The following is a 23,547-nucleotide window of genomic DNA, read 5'->3' on the forward strand; positions in this document are numbered from 1 at the left end:
TATCCTCCCGCCCTGGCCGGTTTCATCGAAGACCAAGGCGTTTTTTACACTGCGGCATCCGCTCACCGCTAGCTTCCATCAGGCGATGAGAGCCGGGGCGAGCAGATCCGCAGAGAGGATATTTGCCTTCCGGGGAGAATAGCGATGAAGATCCAGGGCAAAATCATTGCCATGGGGGTTACTCTGGTAGTGCTCACGACAGCGGCTATCGTCGGCATTACCCACCTCCAGGAAAAACGCATCGGTCAGAGCGTCACCAACGTCATAGAAAACCAGGCCCGCCAGGAAACCGCCAAAGTAGCGCGTAATATCCATCTGATGTGCGAGGTGATGCGCGAATCGGTGACCGAGACGGTTCTGCACAATCTCAAAGTCACCGAGGCCCTTATGCATCGGGAGGGCGACATCTCCTTCGCTTCCGAAAAGGTGCGATGGGTGGCGGTCAACCAATTTACCAAAGAAACAAAATCCCTTCTTTTGCCTAAAATGCTTCTCGGCAATCAGTGGTTCGGACAGAACCGCGATGCCGAATATCCCACGCCCCTGGTCGATGAGGTCGAACGCCTGGCCGGGGGGACCACCAGTGTTTTTCAGCGCATGAATGAACAGGGAGATATGCTGCGCATTGCCACCAATGTTCTGCAAAACAACGGCATGCGGGCCATCGGCACCTATATCCCCGCCGAAAACCCGGACGGTACCCCCAACGAGGTCATTACGGCGGTCATGCGCGGCGAGACCTTTCTGGGCCGCGCTTTTGTCGTCAATGCCTGGTACATAACCGCTTATCAGCCAATTTGGGACAAGGGCCACAAGGAAGTCATCGGAGTTCTTTATTATGGCGCCAAGCAGGAGAATGTCGCCAGTTTGCGACAAGGCGTAAAAGCCATGCAGGTTGGCCAGACGGGTGAAGTTTTTATCCTCGGCGGCAAGAACAAAAATCGCGGCATCGTTCAGATCAGCCGCCAAAGCAAACTGGAAGGCACCAGTTTATGGGATTTTCAGGATAGCCGGAACGGTCGTTTCTTCATCCGCAGCCTGGTGGACAAGGCGCTGGCGCTGCATACCGAATCCGAAACCGATATTCCTGTCGCGTTTGAACGGTTTGAGTTTCAGCACAAAGGGGAAAAAGCGCCCCGCCTGCGTACCGCGGCGGTGACCTATTTCGAACCTTCGGACTGGGTGATTGTCGCCATTTTCAACGAAGACGATCTGCAGGCGGCCCAGGATTCGGTCAAGGCCGGGCTGTTTGCCATTATCCGTTCCACGATGACCGTAGCGGCCCTGGTGCTCGTGGTGGCCGTTATCGTGGGATTGATCATGGCCCGCAGCATCAGTAAGCCACTGAAACAAACCCTCGACATGATCCTCGATTTGGAGGAAGGCAATCTGGACCAGCGGTTGAATTTCTCCCGCTCCGACGAGATCGGTGAAATCGCCGGAGCCGTGGACCATTTTGCCGACAACCTGCAGGAAGAAATCCATACGGCTTTCGATAAGCTGGCGCATGGCGATTTCACCTTCAAAGCCAAAGGCCTCATCGCCAAGCCGCTGGCCCGGGCCAACATCGCGCTGAATGAACTGGTGCAGGAAATCCAGGATATTGCCAACCAGGTTGCCAGTTGCGCCGCCGATGTTTCGTCGGAAATAACCATACCGCTCCCCGACGGACAGTCTGAACCCAACGGGCATGATCTTATGGACGGCATGGCACAGACCGTCGCGGAGATGAACGCCTCGGCGGAGGATATATCCAAAATCATCAAGATCGTGGATGAAATCGCCTTCCAGACCAACCTGCTTACCCTTAACTCCGCGATGGTGGCAACCCGCGACGGCCAGCAGAGCAAGGGCTTTGCGGCAGTGGCCGAAGAAGTGCGGACCCTGGCCGCCCGCAGTGCCCGCGCCGCCAAAGAGACGGCAGATCTGATTGAGAGCACCGGCGACAGCAACGGCAGCGAGCTGGCCGACCATACCGCCCAGACACTACGAAAGATCGTTGCCGGCATCGGAAAGATCACCGACCTTGCATCGGAAATCGCCGTCGCCAGCCGGGAAAAATCCCTCGGCATCACCCTGTATCCGCCAACGCAGCCAGAGGACAATGATGCCACCGAGCATCTACCCGCCACGCAGGAAAGCACCGACTCGGCAAAGACCCTGGCGGAACAGGCGCAGAGATTGAAACAGTTGCTCGGCAATTTCAAGGTTATGCAGAAAAACAACCTTGCGGCCTGGACGGAACTGCGCGCCCAGGCCATAACCCGCAAGGCGCAGAAACAATCACGACGCTCCCCCAAGCCGTCGGAAACGGCGCAGGATGAGGAAACCTGAACCGAGCGGCAGCCTGATAATGCTACGCCAGGATTGACGGCGCCATGAGAGGCAAAAACCTCTCATGGCGCTTGACGACGTAGTCCCCAGGGCAGCACGACCAAACCGCTGAAAAGCGCCAGTCCGGCAACCATGAACAATATCTGCAGCCCCAGCCATTCACCGATATAACCGAGCAAAATGGAGCCGCAAAAGTTGCCGCCATCCAAAGCGCCGGTGTAAATCCCGGTAATTTTGCCGCGTATACCGCCCGGTTCATCGCGTACCGCCAGGGAATTCAGGGAGGGGAACAACAACCCATGCCCGCAACCGGTCACGGCGCCGGCCAGAGTCAGGGACCAGGCCTGGTAAGCCACGCTGAGAGCCAGCAATCCCCCTCCGGTAATGACCAGGGCGTAGGGGATAACCCGCAACTCCCCCACCCGATCAGCCAAACGCCCCCCACCGATCCGCACCAGTGCGGCCGCCACCGAATACGCGACAAAAAACAGCGAGACATGTACCACCTGGCGTGCTGCGGCCAACGGTGCCACAAAGTTTCCGGTGCTCGCCTGTCCCAGACCGAACAGTATGGCCAGCAAGGCCACGGTCGTGATTTTAGGGCGTTTGAGAACGTCTAAGAACGAGGTGTCCACGTCACGGGCTTGCCGTTCGATCACAGGCTCGGACAGTGGCAGGTGGGCCACCAGCCCGACGCCGGCAAGCAGCGAAGCGACCACAAACATGGCGAAAAAACCGTAACGGTGAAGCGCGAACTCGGCCAGGGCCGGACCGACCGCCATGCCGACCAGTCCGGATATGCCAAAGATCCCGATCCCTTCGTTGAGACGTTCCGGCGGCACGATATCGGCAACAAAAGTGAACGCCGCGGTAAAGCACAAGGCCATGCCCACCCCATGCAGAATCCGCAACAACATCAACCCCGGATAGAATCCGGCCAACGGGCCGGACAACAACATATATCCGACGGGCAGACCGACCATCATCAGGGAACCGACGGTAAAGCTGCGTCGCCGGCCGATGCGATCGACCAATCCGGAAACCCAGGGACGACAGAGGGTCGCCGCCAGCCCGAATACCCCCATAATGATACCGATATCGGCTTCGGATCCGCCACGCGCTTCGATAAAAAGAGGAAACAAAAAAAACACGCCGAAACTGGCCGCAGTGGAAAAGTTGGCCAGCGACATGGCCCAGAAGGCCCGGCTGTACAATTGTGACGAAAAACAAACCATGCTGGCTCCAGATTTGACGCAGCCGGACAGCGCCGTCCATTTTACAGTTGCATAACTTCGATATTTGATTAATGTAGAACCATTGCCTATTCGCCTGGGAGGACTCATGAACCAGATTAAACCATGGCTGACCGTCTATGGACTCAACCTGTTGGGTGCTGTCCTGATCCTGGCCATCGGACTGTGGCTCAGCAAACTGATTTCAAAACTGGTACGCAGGCTGATGAAAGCCCGCGCCCTCGATCCGACCCTGATCGCCTTCTGCGGCAATCTGATCTACGCGTCCCTGGTGACGTTTGTCATCATCGCCGCCTTGAGCAAGCTGGGCGTGCAAACCGCCTCGCTGATCGCCGTATTGGGTGCCGCCGGTCTGGCCGTCGGCTTGTCTTTGCAGAGTTCGCTGTCCAATTTCGCCGCCGGCATCATGATGATCGTCCTGCGGCCCTTCAAGGCCGGCGATTTCATCGAAGGCGGCGGTATAGCCGGCACCGTGGAACTGATCCACATCTTCAGCACACGACTGAAAACGCCCGATAACCGCACCGTCATCGTTCCCAATGCCAAGTTGCTCGGCGACAATATCATTAACTATACCGAACGGGGCACGCGGCGCATGGATCTGGTCATCGGCGTCAGCTACGAAGACGACATCCGGCAGGTCAAACAGACCCTGCTGGATATCATCGCCGAGGACAAACGCTTCCTGACCGACCCGGCGCCGGTGGTCGCCTTGCACGAATTCGCCGACAGCAGTCTCAACTTTGTCATGCGGCCCTGGATCAGCGTGAAAAACTACTGGCCGACCTATTTCGACACCATGGAAAAGATCAAGCTGCGTTTCGATGAAGCCGGCATCTGCATCCCCTTTCCGCAGCGGGACGTGCATCTCGTCCCGGCACCGGAAAATGCCGACTGAGACCGCGAGTCGCCAACATCGCCAAAAGCCCTGGGAGCAGCCGCTCCTCAGGGCTTTTTTCGTTTTGTGGAGCGTGTCGGGATCGCCCGCCATGGATCGTCGGGCCAGGGATGTTTGGGATAACGCCCGGCCATTTCCCGGCGCACCTCGGGATACACATGGTCCCAGAAATGGCGCAGGTCCTGGGTTACGGCAAGGGGCCTGCGCGCGGGAGACAACAGGTGCAACTGCACGGCGACCCTCCCGCCGGCCACGCTGGGCGTATCGGCCAGGCCGAAGAGTTCCTGCAGTTTAACCGCCAGTATCGGTGGCCCGTTTTGCTGGTAAGTCAATCGCACCCGATGACCGCTGGGGACAGCGAGATGGGTTGGCACCTCCGTATCCAGGAGACGGAGGTGCGACCAGTCAAGGCGACTGCGCAACACCTCCACCAGATCGAGGCGCTTCAGATCGGCCGCGCGGCGCATGCCCGCCACAAAGGGCGACAACCATTCCGCAAGGCTTTCCCGCAAGGCGTCATCGGACAGATCCGGCCATGACTGCTCAGCGTAAGCCTCCGCCATCACAGCTACGCGATACTGCAACTGGCGCGCTTCGTCCTCCCAGGGCAGGGCATCCAGGCCAAGCTGGCGGATACCTTCCAGCAGGGCCTGGTGCATTTCATCGCCGCTCGCTTCAACCGGCCGGCTGGCCAGCAACAAGGCTCCGAGGCTACGCTCCTCCCGGGCCACGATACGCTGCTGGGCGGCATCCCAGAAAACCCGGCGCTGCCAGCCAAGACGCTCAGCATAGAACGACTCGATCGAGGCAAGGCCCACGGAACTGGCCTGGTGAATAAAGGCATCCCCGGTGCGCCCCCCGCTGACATGTACCGCAACCAGATATTCCGTCCCGCGCAAGCCGCTGCGCGGCGACAGGCAGCCTCCCTGACCATTGGCCAGCACATAGCGTTTTGACCCGACCTCGCGCTGCCGTGCCAGCCGGTCGGGATAAGCGGCCAGCAACAGTCCACCGATGGAGTCGGCATCGGGCATGGCTGTCTGTGCCCCTTGCTCCAGACGCGAACGTCGCCGCCAGGCACGCGCCGCGCGATCCACGGTTCGACAGGCGGAGGCATCCACCCCCTCGGGCAAGGACGCTTTGGTTCGCCAGGCCTGCAAAATATCGAGACGTTCCAGCAGATCGCTGTCCGTGGCATGGGATGCGCGGCGGTTGCCCCGTAACAGATCCCGCTCTTCCAGCAAAGCCGCCAGATCGCAGGCCCACGGTGCCAGGGGGTTGCCACGACCGGCCACCAGAAGAGCGGCGATGCGGGGATGAGCCGGCAGCTCGGCCATCGCCTGCCCCAAACGGGTCAGGCGCTGCCGGGCGTCCAGAGCCCCCAACTGCCGGAGCAATGCCCGCGCTGCGCTCAAAGCACCGGCGGGCGGCGCATCGAGCCAGCACAGAGACATGGCATCCGGCACCCCCCAGCGGGCCAGTTCAAGAGCCAGGAGGGTCAGGTCGGCGCTGCGTATTTCCGGTGCGGCAAAAGGCAGCAAACCGCCATGGGTAGCTTCGGTCCAGAGTCGATAACAGCGACCGGGCCCCAGACGCCCGGCGCGCCCGGCGCGCTGATCGGCATTGGCGGCGGTAATCCGCACCGAAACCAGGCGCGGCAGACCGGAGCCTGCATCGAATCGGGACTGTCGCATAAAACCGCTGTCGATAACCACCCGCACCCCCTCGATGGTCAGACTGGTTTCGGCAATATTGGTCGCCAACACCACCTTGCGCCGTGGCCCGGGGCGCAAAGCGCGTTCCTGCTCCGCAAAAGGCAAATCGCCATACAAAACGTTGATCTGCGGATCGTCGACAACCGGTTCCCGCAACAGCAGATCGCGGCAGCGAAGGATTTCCCCGGCACCGGGCAAAAACACCAGCATATCGCCTTCGGTTTCGCGAGCCGCCCGCCGCACGGCCCGTGCGACCACTTCGGCCAGCGGCCCTTGAGGTTCTCGGGGCAGGTAGGTCACCTCCACAGGATGGCAGCGACCGGGACAGCGCAGCAACGGTGCATCCCCCAACAGACGCGCCACCGGTTCGCCATCAAGAGTGGCCGACATGACCAGCAGCTTGAGATCTTCGCGCAACCCCAGCTGCGCATCCCGGCACAGGGCCAGGGCCAGGTCGGAATTCAGATTGCGTTCGTGAAACTCGTCAAAAATCACCAGACCGACCCCCTCAAGAGTCGGATCGGCCTGCAAGCGCCGGGTCAGGATGCCTTCGGTGACCACCTCCAGACGGGTCGCCGCCGAAGTTCGTCGATCAAAGCGAATGGCATAACCGACGGTCGCGCCGACCTGTTCCCCCAGGCAACCGGCCATATAACGCGCGGCATTGGTCGCTGCCAGCCGACGCGGTTCGAGCATGAGAATACGCTGGCCGGCCAACCAGGGCTCATCCAACAATGCCAGAGGAACACGTGTGGTTTTGCCGGCCCCCGGTTCGGCCTGCAAGACGGCGGCCTGGTTCGATCGCAAAGCCAGCGCAACATCGCCAAGGATACTATCGATGGGGAATTTTCCGTAATTCGAAATCATAAAGACAGGGACCTCAGGCCAGGCGAATAACCTCCACCAGCAGTTCGGCTACCCGGACCATATCCGTCACCCGCACCGACTCGTCGATGGTATGTACATCGGTCATGCCGGTGCCGATAATCACCGTTTCGATACCGTGACCGTTGAAAATGTTGGCGTCGCTGCCTCCCCCGCCATCCCGCAGTTCGATGGTTCGATCGAGACGTTCGGCCGCTTGTTCGATCAGCTGCAGGATGCCGGCCTCTCGCGCCACCGCCATATGGGGATAATCGCTGAGGACCTCGGTTTCGATACTTACCGTCACCAGGTCCCCCTGAACGATCTGCTGCGTCGCGCCGGTGGCCTGTTTGAGGCAGGCAAGCATATGCTCGGTCTGGGCCTGGAGCTTGGCAGGATCGTGACTGCGCGCTTCGCCTTCCAAAACGACCTGGCGGGGGATAATATTGGTTGCCTGGCCGCCATGAATGGTGCCGATGTTGGCTGTGGTTTCATGGTCGATACGCCCCAGACGCATGGCCGCTATGCCTTTGGCGGCAGCGACGATAGCCGAGACCCCGTTTTCCGGCTCGATGCCGGCATGGGATTCGCGCCCGGTCAGCACGATGCGCATTTTATTGGCCGCCGGTGCCGTATTGATGACACGGTCGGTACCGGAGGTATCGAGGGCCAGCCCGCGTTTGGAAACCACTTTGGAGTAATCGAGATATTTGGCGCCCAGCAGGCCCTTCTCTTCGCAGATGGTGATGACGACCTCAATCAGGCCATGGGGAATGTCCTGTTCGATGACCACCTCCAGCGCTTCGATAATTTCGGCCAGACCGGCCTTGTCATCGGCACCCAGAATGGTATCCCCGGCGCTGGTGAAAACGCCGTCGCAAAGAACCGGCTCGACGCCGTCGGCAGGCACCACCGTATCCATGTGCGCCGACAGCAACAGCGGCTCGCAAACTTTGCCCCTGGCCGACAAGGTGGCGATCAGGTTGCCGCTTTCACTGCCGACCTTGGGCCCCGCATCGTCCATGACCACCGTCATGCCAAGTCCCTCGAAACGTTCAACCAGGTAACGGGAGATTTCCCCTTCCCGAAAAGACGGACTGGCTATACCGGCCTGCCGGGCAAATTCTGCAATCAGACGTTCGCTGTTTACCATATCCACACCCCCATCTGCGATGAAGTTAAATTGTCGTATCTGCCGCCCCGACAAGCTTGCACGGATGTTCTCGCGGACAACCCTGCCGACTACATACATAGACTATATGACCATGCTTTGGCAACGACCTTGCAACGGTCGCTGTGGATCATCGCGAACCGCTGGACAATGGCGGCGAGAAGCTGGTAGCATAATCGCGGATTATGATCCGCCCCGTGAGCTTCATCCCCCGACCATCAACCACAAGAGAATCCTATGCTGCGAGACAGACAACCGCCCCGGCGTTTCGAAAAATCGAAAAATCTTTACACCTTGCTTTGTTTGGCGACAGGACTGGCCGTGGGGTGCTTTTTTCTCGGGCTGTGGTTCGGAAAAACCTCCGCCCCTCCGGAAAAGCCGGTCCTGGCCGCACCGGCGGAGCCCCCGGCCCCGGTCATCGACAGAAAAGTGACCAAAAGCACCGTCCAGCCAGGGGATACCGTCACGTCGCTGCTTGGAGACATTTTCACCCCGCGGCAGATTTACCTTCTCAATCAGTCGTCCCAGTCGGTGTTTCCCCTTTCCCGGCTGTGCGCCGGGCAAAACTACGAGCTGTGCCTGCTCGACGGCAGGTTCGAAAGCTTCGTGTACGATATTGACCGCGAAGAGCAACTTGTCGTGAAACCGGAAGGCGACGGATTCGCCGTCAGCAAAATCCCCATCGAATATGCGGTCAAAACCGAACTGGTGACCGGCACCATCAACTCCAGCCTGTTTGAAGCCGTGGTCGCAAGCGGCGAAAAAGAGGCACTGGCCATTAACCTGGCCGATATCTTTGCCTGGGATATCGATTTCATCCGCGACATTCAGGTTGGCGACTCTTTCGAAGCCCTGGTGGAAAAACGCTATAGGGAAGGAAACGAGGCCGGCTATGGGCGCATCCTGGCGGCCCGATTTACCAATCAGGGACAGGCATATAATGCCTACCTGTTCCAGGATGGAGACCAGGCCCCGGCCTACTACGATGAAAAAGGCCGCAGCGTACGCAAGGCTTTTTTGAAAGCGCCGTTGTCCTTTTCACGGATCTCTTCCGGCTTCAATATGCGGCGCTTGCACCCCATCACGAAAAAAGTGCGACCACACCCCGCCATCGATTACGCCGCACCGACCGGCACCCCGATCAAGACGGTTGCCGACGGCACGGTTACCTTTGCGGCGTATAAGCGTTACAACGGTAACTGTGTCAAGGTTCGCCACCCCGGCGGGTGGGTCACCATGTACAATCATATGAGCCGTTTCGGGCGCGGCATTAAAAAAGGCGTCAAGGTCCGTCAGGGACAGTTCATCGGCTATGTCGGAACCACGGGGCGTTCAACCGGCCCGCATCTCGATTTTCGTATGTATAAAAATGGCGTGGCCGTCAATCCCCTTAAAGTCAAATCGCCGCCATCGGCGCCTGTTTCCTCGCAGCGACTGGCGTCTTTCAAGCTGGTGGTGAATCGACTTGCATCCCGCCTGGACGGCATAGACGCTATCCAGACAGCCCAGCTTGAGGTCGGCAATCAGCTGACCTCTGAGGACACGAACACCCTCGCCAATTAAACGCGAACCTGCGCTCTGCCTCAGCAAGGCGGACGCAAGGATATACAACGGGAAAGCTTTTTGAACCATCTGCTGCATCTTTATCTGGTCGATCCGCATCCGGAGTGTCGCCTGGGGGCGTTATTCGGGGATTATGTCAAGGGGCCACTCGATCAACGGCTGCCCGACGGCATACGCCATGGCATCATGCACCACCGGCGACTCGACAGCTTTGCCGAAACCTCGGTGGTGTTTCGTCGCAGTCGAAAACGTCTGAATCCGGCCTTGCGGCACTGCCGCGGGATTTTGGTCGACATGGCTTACGACCATTTCCTGGCGCAAAACTGGGAAACCTACCACCATCAACCTCTGGAGGACTTCGCCACCTCCATTTACCGTCTCCTTCAGCATCACCAAAGCACCCTTCCCAAAAGGCTGCAAGCGAGTCTGCCACGCATGCTGGCAGCCAACTGGCTTGTTGCCCTGCGCCACATCGAGCATATCGACAGCGTTCTGCATCGGCTGGCATCGCGCCTCAGCCGTCCGAACCTGCTGGCCACCGGCAAGGCGGAAATCCTGCGAAACCGTCATGGCCTTGAAGCGGACTTTACCGCCTTTATGGTGGAATGCCGCCACCGGTTTCAGAGCCCTCCATCCCGGCATCTCATGCAATCCCGATAACAGCCCGAAGCGCAATAATCAAACAACATTTTGTAGTAAAATTTAATCTATTGACACAAACCTTGCTTTTAATATATTAATCATAGCTACTTGAGTTCATTTGCCAAGGTTGTCTCCTCGCACTCCCCTCAACACCATTCGGCAAGATCAACCCCACAAACAAAGGTATTCAGCTGCACAAACCCTGTTCGGTTTGAGCAGCTGAAGGATGATTTCTTTTTCAGGAGGTGTTTCATGGCAGGGAAAATACGGCAGATGATCGACAGCATCATCGCCCAGACGGCAACGAACAATCCCGTACTGGAACGTGTAATCAAAACCAAGATGATTCTCAAAGGAATCAACCCGGCTAAATTCACCGCCGAGTCGGATGACGACCCCGCCATTATCGCCAAACTTGAAAACATGAAGCAGGCATTCACAGGCACCGGCGGCAAAAACACCCCCGCAGCACGGCAACGCTCCGGCGCGGGAAAAATCAAGACAGCCTTCTCCAGCAAAACCACAACGGCCGATTGCGTCAGGGAAATCCAAAGCCAGATCGCAGACCTGGATCCGTCCGCTGTCATTTTTTTCGCGTCCACCGTCCATGCTCCCGAGGCCATAAGCCGCCAGATGCAGGACGCCTTTCCCAAGGCGCAGGTTTTCGGGTGTTCTTCGGCGGGGGAAATCACCAGCGGAGCCATGCTCAACGACTCTGTCGTCGCCATGGCTTTTTCTGCCGAGATGGCACCGGATCTTAAACTCGAGGTTATCCGGAACCTCGGGCAACGCCACGGCATCGAACAGGCATTCGGGAATTTTGAAAAACACTTCGGGCAACCGGTGGCCGCCATGGATCCGACCCGCTATGTGGGCCTGCTGTTGATCGATGGCCTGGCCGGGGTGGAAGAGAAGGTGACGGAAACCCTCGGCGATTTGACCAACGTGCCTTTTATCGGAGGATCCGCCGGGGACGATCTGCAGTTCACCGGCACCTATGTTTATGCCAACGGCAACTGTTACCGGAATGCCGCCCTGCTTGCCCTGCTGAAACCGGGGGTTCGTTTTTCGTTCATAAAAACGCAAAGCTTCCGCCTTCTGGGCAAAACCCTCAAGGTCACCCGGGCCAACGAAGCCAACCGGGAAGTCATTGCGTTTAACGGCAAACCCGCAGCCCAGGCCTATGCCGAAGCCATCGGGGTGCCGACCCCAGAAGTCAGCCGCCGGTTTATGCGCAACCCCATCGGCCTTATTGTCGACGGCGAGCCTTATGTCCGCAGCCCGCAAAGGCTGAAGGGCGACACCATGGCGTTTTACTGCAGCGTCAAAGAGGGCATGAAGCTCTCCCTCCTGGAGTCAACCGACATGCTTAGCGACACTCGTGACGCCATTTCCCGGGCCGAGAAAACAATGGGGCGCATATCCGGGATACTCGATTTCGACTGCATTTTGCGAACACTCGACCTGCGGCAGAAAAACCTTTCCACCGAATACGGCAGGATTTTTACCGATATTCCAACCGTCGGATTCAGTACCTATGGCGAACAGTACATAGGGCATATCAATCAAACAGCAACCATGCTGGTCTTCGGCTGACATGAACATACCTGGCCCCAGGACCGGATTCCCGAATACCAATGGCAACAATCCGCAGTGAACACCTTCACAATGAGGATGGTTTCCCATGACCGGTTTCAACAGCTCCACCCTGACAGGACCTCCGAAGGATAACGGTCTGCACGGCAGTCTGTCCCTGACCACCATTACGGATCTTTTGCAGTTTCTGGCCGCCAGTGCCAAAAGCGGCGCCATCAGAATCATACGCGAACCGGAAAATGACGAGGGCATGATTTATTTCGCCAAAGGAGAGATCCTTTCCGCCCGGACCGGCGAAACGACGGGCCTCCACAGTTTCGCCACCATGATGAACTGGGAAAAGGGAACTTTCTATTTTCTGCCCGGCATCGCCCCCCTGGAAACATCCATCGGCTTGCCCGTTCAGCATGCCATCCTTGAAGCCATTGTCCTGCTGGAAAACAAGGCGAACAGTTTCTCACCCATCACCGAGCAAGAGATTGAAGAAGGGAGCACGCATATGGAACAGGAACCGAGAGAGTCTACCGAGGTCATGAATAATCTGCTGGAGATCTCCGGCATCGATGCCGTGGTGGTCGTCGGTCGTGACGGTTTTGTCATTGAATCCACCGGCAGCAGCGCACGCATCAATATCGACGAACTCGGTGCATCTCTGGCCCACGCCATCAACGGCATTGAGGAAATGGGTACGGAATTGAACATCAACTGTTTCCAGGACATGTTCATCGAGTACGGCAGCGCCGTCATCATGTGCAAACCGGTAGGCGATGCCATCGCCGCCGTCGTTACCCCCGATGCATCCAAGTTGGGCATCATCCGCCACAAGACCAAAAAGTTATTCCAGGAGCTTGGCCTGTCATTCTAGGAGGAAACATCACGATGCTTAACCTCGATTTTACCCTCGATGAAAAAACCTACCGCCACTACCTCAACGGACACCCGGTGGTCATGCACTCGCATCACTACCTGGCGCTTATAACCAAGCTGGCGGAAGATCTCGGCGATGTTCGCGGGCCCCAGATCCTGGCCGAAACGGTTGAAGACAGCATGCGCGCCATTTTTGACGATTATTTTCAGAAAAACGCCATCAGCTCCACCCAGGACAGGGCGGCTGTATGCACCCGGTACTTTTCAGCTTTCGGCTTGGGAAAAATGAGTATCAAGGGTGACGAACAAAACGGCGAAGCCCGTTTGATCCACTCCCATATCGATGAAGGCTGGCTGAGAAAATGGGGCAACCACGACAAGCCCGTCAATCATTTTACCCGCGGTTATGTAGCCGCCGCTTTTGCCGCGCTTTTCAATCGCCCCGCCAGAAGTTACGTCGTCACTGAAACCGCCAGCATGGTCACAGGCGAAGAACAAAGCGTCTTCGTCGTCAAAGCGGCCTGAACAAGGAGAACAGACTCAAATGACGGTCATGCGTAATAACGTGGTAAAAGCCCTTGCCAAGGTTACCGTGCAGAGCAACGAACAGGGATTGATCCCCGAATACGAGGTGCTGGTCAACCTGCTGCCGGTATCCCTGCTCAATACCTTGACGGAAAGACTGCTCGCCGCGGCCCCCGAGCGCAAAGAAGAAATCGAAGCGGGCCTGGTCAGGGCTGCCTATGAATGCGGCTATCACACCGGTTGCGGCATCATCACTTCCGATATTTTCAGCGAAGTCGTCATGCCTATGGTTACCGAAGGCGAGAAAGACATCCTGCGCGGTGCCTATGCGGCCTTTACCGCCTGGGGCTGGGCCAAATCGGGCATCGTACAGCTTAAAGAAGGCCAGAGAATGATTATCCGCGCCTTTGATTATTACGAAGCGGACAGCCAGGGAGAAGGATTGCGGGCGTATATGCTGCGCGGACTCAATCAGGCCTTCTTCGATCTGGCCTACGCCGACCCTTACCCGGATGGCATGAATACCTTTGTCTGCAAACAGACCAAAGGCCTGGAAACCGGTGACACTTATGGGGAATTTATCGTTACCCTGAAGTGACCACAGCCGTCACTTCTGTAAACGGGCCCAAGCTGCGATAGGGGCCCTTCCGACTATGCAACACAAATCGCAATGGCGGACCAGGCAATCCCAGGACCGTACCAGTAGGCAGGCCCGGTCGAACCAACAGCGCTTCATGTAATGCGGTGAATAAAATTATGGCGAATATTATTTCGATTATCAGCTCCAAAGGCGGGGCGGGAAAAACCACCATTGCCCTGAATCTCGCAGTGGCCCTGGCTGAAACAGGAGATTCGACCCTGCTCATCGATGTTGACCCCCTCGGGGCGGTGGGGTTTTCATTGGCCCGTAACGACACGGAATGGCGAGGCCTGGCGGAACATATCGTGGACGAGACGCCCCTGGATGAAGTCATCATACAAACCAAACTCCCACAGCTCTCCATCCTGGCACGGGGGTGTCTGGATCCTTTGGACATAGACATTTACGAAAATGTCCTGCGCTGTTCGGATGCCTTGAAGGACATCGTATCGGCAGTCGAGAATCAATTCCGCCACATCATCATCGACACCCCCTCGGGCCTCGGTTCCGTCACGCGCGCGGCCCTGTCTGTCAGTACCCACACCCTGCTCCCGCTACAGGCCGAGCCCTTGGCGCTGCGCTCCATTTCGCAAGCATTGCATGTCATCCAGCATGTCAAGGAAAATGAAAACCAGGATCTGGAGTTACTCGGGATTCTGGCCATCATGGTGCAGTTGAACAAGGATGTTTCCTTCACCATAATGAATGCCGCCTGGTCGTCCCTGCATGGCGTGCTGGAAACATACATCCCGCGTGCGGAAGTATTCCATGTAGCCAGTGAAAAAGGGCTGCCGGTAGCGTTCCTGCCCGGCAGATACCCCCCGGAAGCCAAACGCTTCGAAATGTTGGCCAGCGAAATCAAAACCCTCATCCAGGATATGGGTGGCGACATGGGAGTCGAAGATGAAAGGCCGCAACGTGAACTCATATAATCTGGTGTACGCCCGACAGATCCTGTCGACTTTGGCACCACGCAAACAAGCACAGCACACCGCTACCTTTCGCCAGGAACCCCGCTCCTTCGTGCGGCTGTCCGCGCAAAAAAAGCTGGCCAAAGCAGCGCAACCTTCCCTCCCCGAGCCACCGGATGCAACAACTCCAGGCACATCGTCTGTCGATGCGCCGTCACAGCCCTTCGCCGATTGGGAAAGCTGCATCGCATGGTGTATGGGCGTGACCCGTGCCGAATCCGCCTTTGTGGTCGATTCACAGGGATTTGTCATCGCCATGCGCGGCCGTATCCCCGGCCATGGCTTCGAGTGCACGGGAGCGGAATTGATCTACGCCATGGATCAACTGGAGCGCATCGACCCCGAAGCAGGCAGGCTTTTGTGGATAGATCTCGACTTTAACAAACGCCGTCTGGTCGGCTTTGTCACCCCGGGAGAAAGTGCCGAATATTTCATTGTGGGACTGGTCGCACCGGACGCTTCCTACAATGCATCAAAGCACGTTATGTCAAAACACATTATCGCCAATCTGGCGAACATGAATTAGCCCTTTTGCAAAGCCCCTGTTTCCCTGGCGGCAGGAGCTATCCGTTCATCACTTACCCTGGCGCCGTAACAGATCGAGCCCCCGGATAACATTGTCCTGATGTCGGATGATGCGCTGTTGCTCCTGTAGTTTCTGCTGTTGTTGCAGGATAATGCCCTGCTGGGTTCGGATGACGGAACGCAATCGCCGGTTGCGTTTTTCGCAGACAGCGACGGAGTCGTCCGGTTTCTGAGGCACATCTTGGACTACCGGGGGTTCTTCTTTGCGCACTTCCACCTCCCCGCTCTCCCAATCAACCGTTACTTCCGTAGCGGCGTAACCAATCCCGTTACCCAGGCAAGAGACCGCCAACAGCAAAAGAACGTTCCAACCCCGCATAGGATCACCTCTTGTGTCATCATATTTGTCGCATAGACCTCATAGATATTTATAGCATGTCGACTCGGGCTCGGCGGCACCGGCCCCCTTCTGCGTAAAAATGTTCTGGTCACACACATGAATAGGCCCTATCATAGTACCGATTCGGCGTTTACAACTATCGAGCGCCTTGACCGGCGCAGCGAAAACTCCTGTGACATCTGATTCCGGCGACCCCAGGCAAAACGTGTGCAGAGGGAACCGGCGGTCTGTCACCAAGCCCCGAAAACTACGATTCATGACGATCCCAGCAACCTTTTTGATACCGACCGAAACCATCGCCGTCGAACAGGAAGTCAAGCGCAGTCGATTCACCGCTGTTGTCGGGCGTGCCAAGGGGCGTGAAGAAGCCCACCGCTTCATCGCCGAGGCAAAAACCCGCTGGCCCGGCGCGCAACACTATTGCTGGGGGTTTGTGGCCGGCGACCCGGCTGCGACCATGGATCTCGGCATGAGCGATGACGGCGAACCGCAGGGCACGGCGGGCCGGCCGATTCTCAATATACTGCGCCACAGCGGCATCGGGGAGGTGGTGGCCGTGGTCGTGCGCTATTTCGGCGGCATTCATCTTGGCACCGGAGGACTGGTGCGCGCCTATTCGGGAGTGGTTCAAAAAGCCCTGGAACAGGTACCGCTGGAGGCATTCGTACCGTCGCAGACGGTGCAGCTGCTGGTACCCTTCGCCGATGAAGATGCCGTAAGGCGTCTGGTGGCCGACAAGGGGTTTACTCTGGCGGATATCCGTTATGCTCAAACCGTGGAGATGTTCGTGAATTTACCCAGCTGCCGCGTATCCGATTTTTGCACCTGGGTACAGGATCGCTGTCGGGGACGTATCCGAATCAAAGCTACCTCGCAGTCAGACGCAGCTGCGGATCATCCGGATTCAATTCCATAAGGGGAGGGAAAAATCGTGAAAAAACTTTTGATGCTCGTCATTGCAGCGGCCATCGGCTATGCCGCCTACACCAACCCGGACCTCGACGCCCATCAGCAGGCTATTTCCGACCAGCTTCCGGGCGGGCAGTATTATTCCGAAGAGCAGAATCTTGCGCGTTTTAGCGACCTGGACTATTCCAATTTCCTGATCGCATCGGCCACCAAGGACACCACTAAAATGAGCATGGTTTCTTACGGTTTCCTGGGGCGGGTTACCGTCGTGGATGAAGACTGGCAACCGGGCCAAGCCCCATAAGCAGGAATAACCGTCATGACATTGCACTTTTTTTTATTGGCACTGCTGGGCATCCTGGTCGGAGTCGGGGCTTCCTTCAGCGGCCTGGGCGGCGGCTTTTTGATGATTCCGCTGCTGCTGTTTCTGGGTTTTTCGGCGCAAAAAGCGGTGGGAACGTCCTTCCTTGCGATCCTGGTTATTTCCGCATCGGCATTGCTCGCCCACAACAAACTGGCCAATGTCGATTACCGGGTCGGCCTGCTGCTCGGCGTCGGCGGCATCATCGGCGCACAGCTGGGGGCACGTGTCCTGGAACATGTATCGACGGCCAGCTTCAAGCGCGTCTTTGCCTGCATCCTGCTCGGTCTGGCCGGTTATCTGTTCTTTCAGAAATAAATCGGTGCCGGATAGCCTGGCGGCTCGCTGCGCAATCCCCTTTGAGGTGCTATACTTGGGGCCACCCAGGCAACCCTGATGCCAGGGTGTGGAGTGGAGATAAGCATGGTTTGGTTTTTGCTGACATTCCTGTGCCTGTACGGTGCCATGCACACCCTGGTCTACTGGGGGCTAGTGCCGTTGCTGGCCGGCAACCGCAACGTGATCAATGCCGGCCGGGCATGGATGGCCCTGATGCTGGTAGCCCCGATCATGGTTCGGCTGCTCGATCGCCACGGCTTCCCTGCTCTGGCCCGCTACATGGCCTGGACCGGTTACAGCTGGATGGGACTACTGTTTATCGCCTTCAGCATGCTGCTGCCGGTTTTTTGCTGGGAGTTGCTGATACACGCCTGGCAACGTCGGTATCCCGCCCTTGCGCGTTTTTCCCTGCGCGGTCCGGTTTGCGCGGGCATCATTCTGGTCGTCACCCTGGGCGTGGGAATGTATGGATTTTACGAAGCAGCGTATCTTCGCGTTGAACGTATTATCCTGATCTGCAACAAACTCCCGTCCGGCACGCCACCGCTACGGGTGGCCCAAATTTCGGATCTGCATCTGGGCCTTATGCATCGGGATAAAGCCCTGACGCCGGTCATCGCCATTTTGCAGCGTCTGCAACCGGATCTGCTGGTGGTCACCGGCGACATGGTCGATGCGCAGATGGATCACCTCAACGGTCTGAGCGATATGTGGCGTAGCATCGATCCGCCGCTGGGTAAATATGCCGTACTTGGCAACCACGAGGTCTATGCCGGCGTACAGCAGTCCCTCGACTTTCTCCAGCGCAGCGGCTTTACCCTGCTGCGTAACACCAGCGTCCCGATAGGCCGGTGGCTGCTGCTGGCCGGTGTTGACGACCCGGCCCTCGCCTCGCCACCCGCATCCCCCCTGCTCGCGGGAGGCCCCACAGAACGTTTCAGCATACTGCTCAAACATCGACCCGTTATCAACGTGGCGGCCACCGGGTTATTCGACCTGCAGCTGTCCGGCCATGCCCACCGCGGCCAGATTTTCCCCTTCAACCTGCTGACGCACCTTGCCTACCCCATGCAGAACGGTCTTTACCGACTGCCGGCCGGCAACATCCTTTATGCCAGTCGCGGAACCGGCAGTTGGGGCCCCCCCATGCGTATCGGCGCGCCGCCGGAAATCACCTTGTTCGAGCTTGTCGCGCCAAGTCCGAAACCATGAAATCTCCTACTGAAACCGAGGGAAACAGCCTTCTGGCCTATGCTTTTATCCACTTTAAAAAGCCCAGAGAAAAGCCAAAATCCCCGCAATGCAGCACAGCGCCGGCAACACAAGAGAAACGCGCCACTCGTCGCTACGTCGCCGATGACGACGGCTGTTAACGAGGAGGCCGGCAAGGCTCACCACGAGTCCCGCCACCAGCAGCCACAGTAAAGGGCGAAGCCATGCCGTGTCCCAATACAACCGCAGGTGAATATCGTAATAACGATCAAAAAAGGTTTCGACTTGAGGTTTGGCCCGGCCAAAGATGAAAAAGCAGATGATTAAAGCCGTCCAGCCAGCCAGAGCCAGATAACGCAATGAGCGCACCCGGATATCGGGACCCCGCCGGCGATCCTCACGCTCCATACCCCCTCCAAGCTTTGGAAAGATGCTTCCCTTTGATTATTTATCGGACAAACAGCAACCTGGGCACACAAGCTGCAAAAAAAATATTCCCTGCGCTAAACCTTATCTGCCCGGAGGTCGCCATGAGTATCAAAATTGAGTCCATCGGTTTGCCGCCCGCTGCCCGCACTGTCAGCGACAAAAAAAACTCGACCGACTTCGAGGGTCGGTTGCGACAGGTTCTGGCCGAGCAGAGCCCTCAGGCCGCGGCGGCCCGCCAGGCCCAGCTTAAAATGCATATGTGCCAACTGGAGCTGGCCCGCAGCCTGTTTGAAGAAACGGACGGTGCGGAGCTGGACGCCATGCCGGGAACCATCCCCATCGGCGGACAAGACAGCCTGGACGGCCTGACGGACAGGCGGATTTTTGACAGTCCGCCAACACATGGCAGAGCGTTGACAGGGTCAAGCTCACCGGTAACGGCAGCACCACGAGTCCAATCGCCTGCCATGGAACAGATCATCCAGCAGGCAGCTGCCAGTCACGACATGGATCCCGAACTGATCCGCTCGGTGATTCGCACCGAAAGCGCCTTCGACCCAAAGGCGAAGTCACCGGCCGGTGCCCAGGGGCTGATGCAACTGATGCCCGACACCGCCGCCGAACTGGGCGTCACCGACCCCTTCGACCCGGAACAGAACGTCATGGCCGGTACCCGTTACCTGCGGCAGCTGCTCGACCGTTACGATGGCGACCTCGACCATGCCCTGGCTGCCTACAACTGGGGCATGGGCAATGTCGACCGCCACGGCCTTGAGCGTCTGCCCGAAGAAACCCGCAACTATTTGGCTCGAGTCCGCCAGTCCTGAATAGCCCTGTCAGCCCATCACAATAAGACCTTCGGCCAGGGCCGCATCGCAAAACCCGGCCAACTCCTTGTCGGATGGACGCACGCCGCCACAATCCTGCAGACTCTTTAGCCAGGACAATTCCTGTGGAGAAAAAATCCCCAGGGCGACACTGCCCTGGTGGACGTACAGCAACCCTTCGCAAGGTTCCTCGGCAACCAGCATGGCCACCACTTCCAGATCGGTGACGCCCATCTCCAGTTTTTCCAGCAAGGCCTCGGGATTCCGCTCGAAGGAGACGAAGCAGCTGTCAGGGTTCAGATAAAGCCGCCCTGCTTCCTTCGGCCCAGGGTCTTGTCCCAACTCGCCGCACATGAGCGCCGAAGAATAACCGAACCAGGCGACGACATCGGCGGCAAGAGCCGCAGCCACCATCTTGTCCTGGGACCGGAACTTTCCGGCCAGCACCTGCTGTTGCCAGTCTATGAGTGCCACACCGGCAGGATCATGCTCCGGGAGCAGACCCGCCAGGCTGGTAAAGAATTGCCCCGGTGTAATCTCCAGGTTATCCAGCATCAGATCGAACCAGGGCACGGCACGGCCTTGATTGTAAAAGAGATCGCAGGCCCGGGCGATCCCCGCCGCGCTCTCCATGTCATCGGCACTGAAATGCGGGGACGACAACAGGGTGTAAGGGGCCTGGTGCCGGTACTGCAGTCCGAAACCGTTGGCGGTTTCAGCCAGGCGCGTACCGGGCAGCACCGCCAGGGGAAAGATATCGAGATGGTTGGGGCGCAGGCCGAGAGCGAAGTCCAGGCTGTCAATAAAACCCTGCAGCGTGTCGCCGGGCAATCCGTAGATCAGGTCGAACCCATAAATCACCCCGGCTTCATGCAGCAACAGAATGCGTTCGGTAAAATCCTCCGCATCGAACTGCCGGTGAACACGGGCCAGTACCGCCGGATCGGCGCTTTGCAAACCGATCTGCAAAGCACAGTTGATGTCGGCAAACAGACCGGCCATTTCTTCGTCGATAAACTCGGCGCGAACCTCGATGGTATAGTGGATTTCCGGGGCCAGCTCCGCCATCATGCGCAGCATCTGTTTGGCCTGCGGCTGATGGTAATTGAAGGTCGGGTCGAGCACGAACAGCTGCCGGACGCCAGCGGCCGCGAAGGACTCCAGTTCCGCCCGCAGGCGTTCCGGGGGAAAACGCCGTACTTTGTCGCTGCCGCGGGATTCGAAACAGAAATCACAGCGGAACGGACAGCCTCTGGATAACTCCCACAAAAGACCGGGATAGCGCTCGGGGGGGAGAAGCCCTGTGAGGAAGGGAGAGGGCAGGGTCGCCAGATCCGTTACCGGAGAGGGATTAAGCTGCTCACCGACCTGCGCGGGAAGGCAGCCCTCCTGCAGCAAACGCAGGGCTGCGACCACGATCTCCTCGCCCTCCCCCGGCAGCACGAAATCGATGGCGGGATGTTGCTCAATCCCGGACGGGGCAGCCGTCACCTCCGCCCCCCCGGCAAAAAGAACCAACTGCGGCCGACGCGCCTTCAGCTCGGTCGCCAACGCCAGCAACGCCTCCCGGTTCCAGACATAAACAGACAGCCCCACCACATCGGGATCCTGCCGCAGGATCTCAGCGACGCATTCGGCGCGGTCCTGGCCCAGGTAAAAATCGGCCAGCCGCGTTTGCAGTCGCCCTGCAAAGGCCTGCCCGAGATTGGCCGCCAACATCGCTGTGGCCAAGGGCACGGCCCGCGCCGAGGGTTCAATATGCATGGAAACAAGGGTGAGATTCATGGTATCGCCTTTCAACGAACGCCGGCCCAACCGAAGCAAGGCCCGTCGACACATCAATAATCGGCTTAAAGTGGATAGTCGCCGACCTGCTCAGCCAGCATTTCAGCCCTTTCTATACGGCAAATCGGGTTGCGAAGCAAGTTATCCCTGTGCGCGACATACCGCCGCAAGGGCTGATCGCCCCCCCTGCTATCGACACAAATGACCGCAGGGCTTGCGATGCCCGGATCACAAGCCCTGCCTTTACGCCGCATGCCGGATCAGCATCCGGCACCGACCATATCACAAGTGAAAAACCGGGGTCGTCAGTGCGCCGTCTCAACCACCTTTTCCCCTTTGACGCTGACGGGAATCGGATTACTCACCACATCGAATACCGGCGAACGCTGCACGGCCAGACGGATGAGTTCCTCGATTTTCTCCTGGGGGGCATCGGCTTTGATGCGGAAGTTCACACGGATGTGCTCGTAACCGTTACGAACCTCCTCCGACAATCCCAAAAAACCGCGAATATCCAGATCCCCTTCGAGATCCGATTCGACTTCCCGCAGGGTGATGCCTTGAGCTGCGGCAAGATAGATCAGCGATGTCGTCAAGCAGGCGGACAAGGCGGTCAACACATATTCGACAGGGTTGGCGCCGATATCCTCACCCAGCAGCAACGGCGGTTCATCGGCATCCATCCGAAAATCATGCCGGTGGGTGATCTCCTGCCCGGCCCCATGAAAATCATGAATAACCGTCTGGGAATGCCCTCCGCCCTGCCATCGATTGGTGGCCCTGAACTGGCAGTGGGCAAGAGAAGGGTCTTTTTCTATATTGGATATGTTCTGCCGCAATTGCTCTATATCTACACCATTGATGCAGGTCTGTTTTCCTTTCATATCCATCTCCTGTGGTTTGCGTGCTTCCATGTAAGGGTTTACCTATTCATTATACCTCTGCGGCCGTCCCCATTGTTCAAAAAAACACCCTAAATCATTGATTTACAGACAACACCTGGCCGACTTAACATTCTTGGTTCAGACCCCGGGCGTGGCAACGCCCCCACGACAAAGACCACTTTTTCCATGACAACAGCGGTTTTCCTGTGCTTTAATGCCATGTTTGAATGATCCGCCGTTTACACGGCTTATACATTTAGAGGAGAAAGAACCATGCTGACCTGTTCCGACCTGCGTAAAGGCACCAAACTGATGATCGATGGCGAACCGCATGTCATCGTCCAGTTCGATTTCACCAAACCGGGCAAAGGCCAGGCCCTGTACAAATGCAAACTGCGCAACATGATCACCGGCTCCCTGTTCGATCGCACCTACCGTTCAGGCGAATCCTTCGAACCTGCCGCCCTGGAAGAACGCGACATGCAGTACCTCTACCAGGATGAAACCGGTTATGTCTTCATGGACCAGAAGAGTTACGAGCAGACCACCCTCGGCGAAGAAGCCCTGGGCGATCAAAAATACTTCCTGGTCGACAACATGGAAGTCAAAATCCTGATGTTCGGCGATCGCGGCATCGGCATCACCCTGCCCAACTTCGTCAACCTGCGCGTCACCATGGCCGAGCCCTGGGTCAAGGGCGACACCGCTGCCGGCAACAACAAACCGGCTACCGTGGAAACCGGTTACAATCTGCAGGTACCGTCCTTCGTTGAAGAAGGCACTTTGATCCAGATCGATACCCGCACCGGCGAGTACGTCACCCGGGTTAAGGAATAA

General features: G+C 57.9%; 23 protein-coding genes. 16 read left to right on the forward strand and 7 right to left on the reverse strand.

All coding sequences use genetic code 11. The features are described 5' to 3' along the window. Window positions 1–144 precede the first annotated feature (144 nt). Window positions 145–2,334: a methyl-accepting chemotaxis protein gene (locus PCAR_RS13465; RefSeq protein ID WP_011342233.1), complete on the forward strand. Its 2,190-nt coding sequence runs from the start codon at window positions 145–147 to the stop codon at window positions 2,332–2,334. A gap of 62 nt (window positions 2,335–2,396) precedes the next feature. On the opposite strand, the gene PCAR_RS13470 is transcribed toward PCAR_RS13465, so the two are convergent. Then, window positions 2,397–3,569: an MFS transporter gene (locus PCAR_RS13470; RefSeq protein WP_011342234.1), complete on the reverse strand. Its 1,173-nt coding sequence runs from the start codon at window positions 3,567–3,569 to the stop codon at window positions 2,397–2,399. A gap of 106 nt (window positions 3,570–3,675) precedes the next feature. On the opposite strand from PCAR_RS13470, the gene PCAR_RS13475 reads away from it, so the two are divergent. After that, window positions 3,676–4,485: a mechanosensitive ion channel family protein gene (locus PCAR_RS13475; protein WP_011342235.1), complete on the forward strand. Its 810-nt coding sequence runs from the start codon at window positions 3,676–3,678 to the stop codon at window positions 4,483–4,485. Between the two features lie 47 nt (window positions 4,486–4,532). Here the strand turns inward: PCAR_RS13475 and hrpB are convergent, their stop codons facing one another. Both hrpB and PCAR_RS13485 read right to left on the reverse strand, forming a co-directional pair. Next, window positions 4,533–7,067, reverse strand: coding sequence for an ATP-dependent helicase HrpB (hrpB, locus tag PCAR_RS13480; RefSeq protein ID WP_011342236.1), 2,535 nt, complete (start codon window positions 7,065–7,067; stop codon window positions 4,533–4,535). A 13-nt stretch (window positions 7,068–7,080) separates the two neighbouring features. Further along, window positions 7,081–8,217, reverse strand: coding sequence for a M20/M25/M40 family metallo-hydrolase (locus PCAR_RS13485; RefSeq protein WP_011342237.1), 1,137 nt, complete (start codon window positions 8,215–8,217; stop codon window positions 7,081–7,083). Window positions 8,218–8,472: 255 nt separating this feature from the next. Here PCAR_RS13485 and PCAR_RS13490 point away from each other — a divergent pair, with 255 nt between their 5' ends. The 8 genes from PCAR_RS13490 to PCAR_RS13525 all read left to right on the forward strand — a co-directional run bounded on the left by PCAR_RS13490 (window position 8,473) and on the right by PCAR_RS13525 (window position 15,565). Further along, on the forward strand, window positions 8,473–9,798 hold the full coding sequence (locus tag PCAR_RS13490; protein WP_011342238.1) for a M23 family metallopeptidase: 1,326 nt from the start codon (window positions 8,473–8,475) through the stop codon (window positions 9,796–9,798). Between the two features lie 60 nt (window positions 9,799–9,858). Next, a complete protein-coding gene (locus PCAR_RS13495) occupies window positions 9,859–10,458 on the forward strand; it encodes an ACP phosphodiesterase (protein ID WP_011342239.1) in 600 nt (199 codons plus the stop codon). A gap of 234 nt (window positions 10,459–10,692) precedes the next feature. Next, window positions 10,693–12,036, forward strand: coding sequence for an FIST signal transduction protein (locus PCAR_RS13500; protein WP_011342240.1), 1,344 nt, complete (start codon window positions 10,693–10,695; stop codon window positions 12,034–12,036). Between the two features lie 88 nt (window positions 12,037–12,124). Beyond that, complete coding sequence (locus PCAR_RS18015) at window positions 12,125–12,901, forward strand: DUF4388 domain-containing protein (RefSeq protein ID WP_011342241.1); 777 nt, start codon at window positions 12,125–12,127, stop codon at window positions 12,899–12,901. Window positions 12,902–12,915: 14 nt separating this feature from the next. Continuing rightward, window positions 12,916–13,428: a 4-vinyl reductase gene (locus PCAR_RS13510; RefSeq protein ID WP_011342242.1), complete on the forward strand. Its 513-nt coding sequence runs from the start codon at window positions 12,916–12,918 to the stop codon at window positions 13,426–13,428. Between the two features lie 19 nt (window positions 13,429–13,447). Further along, complete coding sequence (locus PCAR_RS13515; protein ID WP_011342243.1) at window positions 13,448–14,026, forward strand: hypothetical protein; 579 nt, start codon at window positions 13,448–13,450, stop codon at window positions 14,024–14,026. A gap of 158 nt (window positions 14,027–14,184) precedes the next feature. Continuing rightward, complete coding sequence (locus PCAR_RS13520) at window positions 14,185–15,000, forward strand: ParA family protein (RefSeq protein ID WP_011342244.1); 816 nt, start codon at window positions 14,185–14,187, stop codon at window positions 14,998–15,000. Next, the gene (locus PCAR_RS13525) at window positions 14,972–15,565 is read left to right on the forward strand and encodes a hypothetical protein (protein ID WP_011342245.1); all 594 of its coding nucleotides are present in this window, start codon (window positions 14,972–14,974) and stop codon (window positions 15,563–15,565) included. Before PCAR_RS13520 ends, PCAR_RS13525 begins: the two co-directional genes overlap by 29 nt. Window positions 15,566–15,613: 48 nt before the next feature. Here the strand turns inward: PCAR_RS13525 and PCAR_RS13530 are convergent, their stop codons facing one another. Further along, entirely contained in the window at window positions 15,614–15,943 is a 330-nt protein-coding gene (locus PCAR_RS13530; RefSeq protein ID WP_011342246.1) for a hypothetical protein, read from the reverse strand. 277 nt (window positions 15,944–16,220) lie between these two features. On the opposite strand from PCAR_RS13530, the gene PCAR_RS13535 reads away from it, so the two are divergent. The 4 genes from PCAR_RS13535 to PCAR_RS13550 all read left to right on the forward strand — a co-directional run bounded on the left by PCAR_RS13535 (window position 16,221) and on the right by PCAR_RS13550 (window position 18,785). Then, window positions 16,221–16,880 (forward strand): YigZ family protein, encoded by a 660-nt coding sequence (locus PCAR_RS13535; protein ID WP_011342247.1) that lies wholly within the window; start codon window positions 16,221–16,223, stop codon window positions 16,878–16,880. A gap of 15 nt (window positions 16,881–16,895) precedes the next feature. Beyond that, on the forward strand, window positions 16,896–17,177 hold the full coding sequence (locus tag PCAR_RS13540; protein WP_011342248.1) for a hypothetical protein: 282 nt from the start codon (window positions 16,896–16,898) through the stop codon (window positions 17,175–17,177). A gap of 15 nt (window positions 17,178–17,192) precedes the next feature. Beyond that, a complete protein-coding gene (locus PCAR_RS13545; RefSeq protein WP_011342249.1) occupies window positions 17,193–17,552 on the forward strand; it encodes a sulfite exporter TauE/SafE family protein in 360 nt (119 codons plus the stop codon). A 105-nt stretch (window positions 17,553–17,657) separates the two neighbouring features. Then, window positions 17,658–18,785, forward strand: a complete 1,128-nt coding sequence (locus tag PCAR_RS13550) for a metallophosphoesterase (protein ID WP_011342250.1) — start codon at window positions 17,658–17,660, stop codon at window positions 18,783–18,785. A gap of 54 nt (window positions 18,786–18,839) precedes the next feature. On the opposite strand, the gene PCAR_RS13555 is transcribed toward PCAR_RS13550, so the two are convergent. Next, window positions 18,840–19,193 carry a hypothetical protein gene (locus PCAR_RS13555; RefSeq protein WP_011342251.1) on the reverse strand — a complete coding sequence of 118 codons (354 nt, stop codon included), beginning with the start codon at window positions 19,191–19,193 and terminating at the stop codon, window positions 18,840–18,842. A gap of 122 nt (window positions 19,194–19,315) precedes the next feature. Here PCAR_RS13555 and PCAR_RS13560 point away from each other — a divergent pair, with 122 nt between their 5' ends. Then, complete coding sequence (locus tag PCAR_RS13560; RefSeq protein ID WP_011342252.1) at window positions 19,316–20,041, forward strand: lytic transglycosylase domain-containing protein; 726 nt, start codon at window positions 19,316–19,318, stop codon at window positions 20,039–20,041. Between the two features lie 9 nt (window positions 20,042–20,050). Here PCAR_RS13560 and PCAR_RS13565 read toward each other — a convergent pair whose 3' ends face one another. Together PCAR_RS13565 and PCAR_RS13570 are read right to left on the reverse strand one after the other, a co-directional pair. Beyond that, a complete protein-coding gene (locus tag PCAR_RS13565) occupies window positions 20,051–21,826 on the reverse strand; it encodes a B12-binding domain-containing radical SAM protein (RefSeq protein ID WP_011342253.1) in 1,776 nt (591 codons plus the stop codon). A gap of 305 nt (window positions 21,827–22,131) precedes the next feature. Further along, window positions 22,132–22,710 carry an OsmC family protein gene (locus PCAR_RS13570; RefSeq protein ID WP_041531382.1) on the reverse strand — a complete coding sequence of 193 codons (579 nt, stop codon included), beginning with the start codon at window positions 22,708–22,710 and terminating at the stop codon, window positions 22,132–22,134. Window positions 22,711–22,983: 273 nt separating this feature from the next. Between PCAR_RS13570 and efp the strand changes: the two genes are divergently transcribed. Next, window positions 22,984–23,547 carry an elongation factor P gene (efp, locus tag PCAR_RS13575; protein ID WP_011342255.1) on the forward strand — a complete coding sequence of 188 codons (564 nt, stop codon included), beginning with the start codon at window positions 22,984–22,986 and terminating at the stop codon, window positions 23,545–23,547.

It is taken from the genome of Syntrophotalea carbinolica DSM 2380 (genome assembly GCF_000012885.1).
Lineage (GTDB): Bacteria > Desulfobacterota > Desulfuromonadia > Desulfuromonadales > Syntrophotaleaceae > Syntrophotalea > Syntrophotalea carbinolica.

Coding starts and splice junctions, on each gene's coding strand:
- PCAR_RS13465 (WP_011342233.1), top strand. CDS start 145: ATGAAGATCCAGGGCAAAATCATTGCCATGGGGGTTACTCTGGTAGTG.
- PCAR_RS13470 (WP_011342234.1), bottom strand. CDS start 3,569: ATGGTTTGTTTTTCGTCACAATTGTACAGCCGGGCCTTCTGGGCCATG.
- PCAR_RS13475 (WP_011342235.1), top strand. CDS start 3,676: ATGAACCAGATTAAACCATGGCTGACCGTCTATGGACTCAACCTGTTG.
- hrpB (WP_011342236.1), bottom strand. CDS start 7,067: ATGATTTCGAATTACGGAAAATTCCCCATCGATAGTATCCTTGGCGAT.
- PCAR_RS13485 (WP_011342237.1), bottom strand. CDS start 8,217: ATGGTAAACAGCGAACGTCTGATTGCAGAATTTGCCCGGCAGGCCGGT.
- PCAR_RS13490 (WP_011342238.1), top strand. CDS start 8,473: ATGCTGCGAGACAGACAACCGCCCCGGCGTTTCGAAAAATCGAAAAAT.
- PCAR_RS13500 (WP_011342240.1), top strand. CDS start 10,693: ATGGCAGGGAAAATACGGCAGATGATCGACAGCATCATCGCCCAGACG.
- PCAR_RS18015 (WP_011342241.1), top strand. CDS start 12,125: ATGACCGGTTTCAACAGCTCCACCCTGACAGGACCTCCGAAGGATAAC.
- PCAR_RS13510 (WP_011342242.1), top strand. CDS start 12,916: ATGCTTAACCTCGATTTTACCCTCGATGAAAAAACCTACCGCCACTAC.
- PCAR_RS13515 (WP_011342243.1), top strand. CDS start 13,448: ATGACGGTCATGCGTAATAACGTGGTAAAAGCCCTTGCCAAGGTTACC.
- PCAR_RS13520 (WP_011342244.1), top strand. CDS start 14,185: ATGGCGAATATTATTTCGATTATCAGCTCCAAAGGCGGGGCGGGAAAA.
- PCAR_RS13525 (WP_011342245.1), top strand. CDS start 14,972: ATGAAAGGCCGCAACGTGAACTCATATAATCTGGTGTACGCCCGACAG.
- PCAR_RS13530 (WP_011342246.1), bottom strand. CDS start 15,943: ATGCGGGGTTGGAACGTTCTTTTGCTGTTGGCGGTCTCTTGCCTGGGT.
- PCAR_RS13535 (WP_011342247.1), top strand. CDS start 16,221: ATGACGATCCCAGCAACCTTTTTGATACCGACCGAAACCATCGCCGTC.
- PCAR_RS13545 (WP_011342249.1), top strand. CDS start 17,193: ATGACATTGCACTTTTTTTTATTGGCACTGCTGGGCATCCTGGTCGGA.
- PCAR_RS13550 (WP_011342250.1), top strand. CDS start 17,658: ATGGTTTGGTTTTTGCTGACATTCCTGTGCCTGTACGGTGCCATGCAC.
- PCAR_RS13555 (WP_011342251.1), bottom strand. CDS start 19,193: ATGGAGCGTGAGGATCGCCGGCGGGGTCCCGATATCCGGGTGCGCTCA.
- PCAR_RS13560 (WP_011342252.1), top strand. CDS start 19,316: ATGAGTATCAAAATTGAGTCCATCGGTTTGCCGCCCGCTGCCCGCACT.
- PCAR_RS13565 (WP_011342253.1), bottom strand. CDS start 21,826: ATGAATCTCACCCTTGTTTCCATGCATATTGAACCCTCGGCGCGGGCC.
- PCAR_RS13570 (WP_041531382.1), bottom strand. CDS start 22,710: ATGAAAGGAAAACAGACCTGCATCAATGGTGTAGATATAGAGCAATTG.
- efp (WP_011342255.1), top strand. CDS start 22,984: ATGCTGACCTGTTCCGACCTGCGTAAAGGCACCAAACTGATGATCGAT.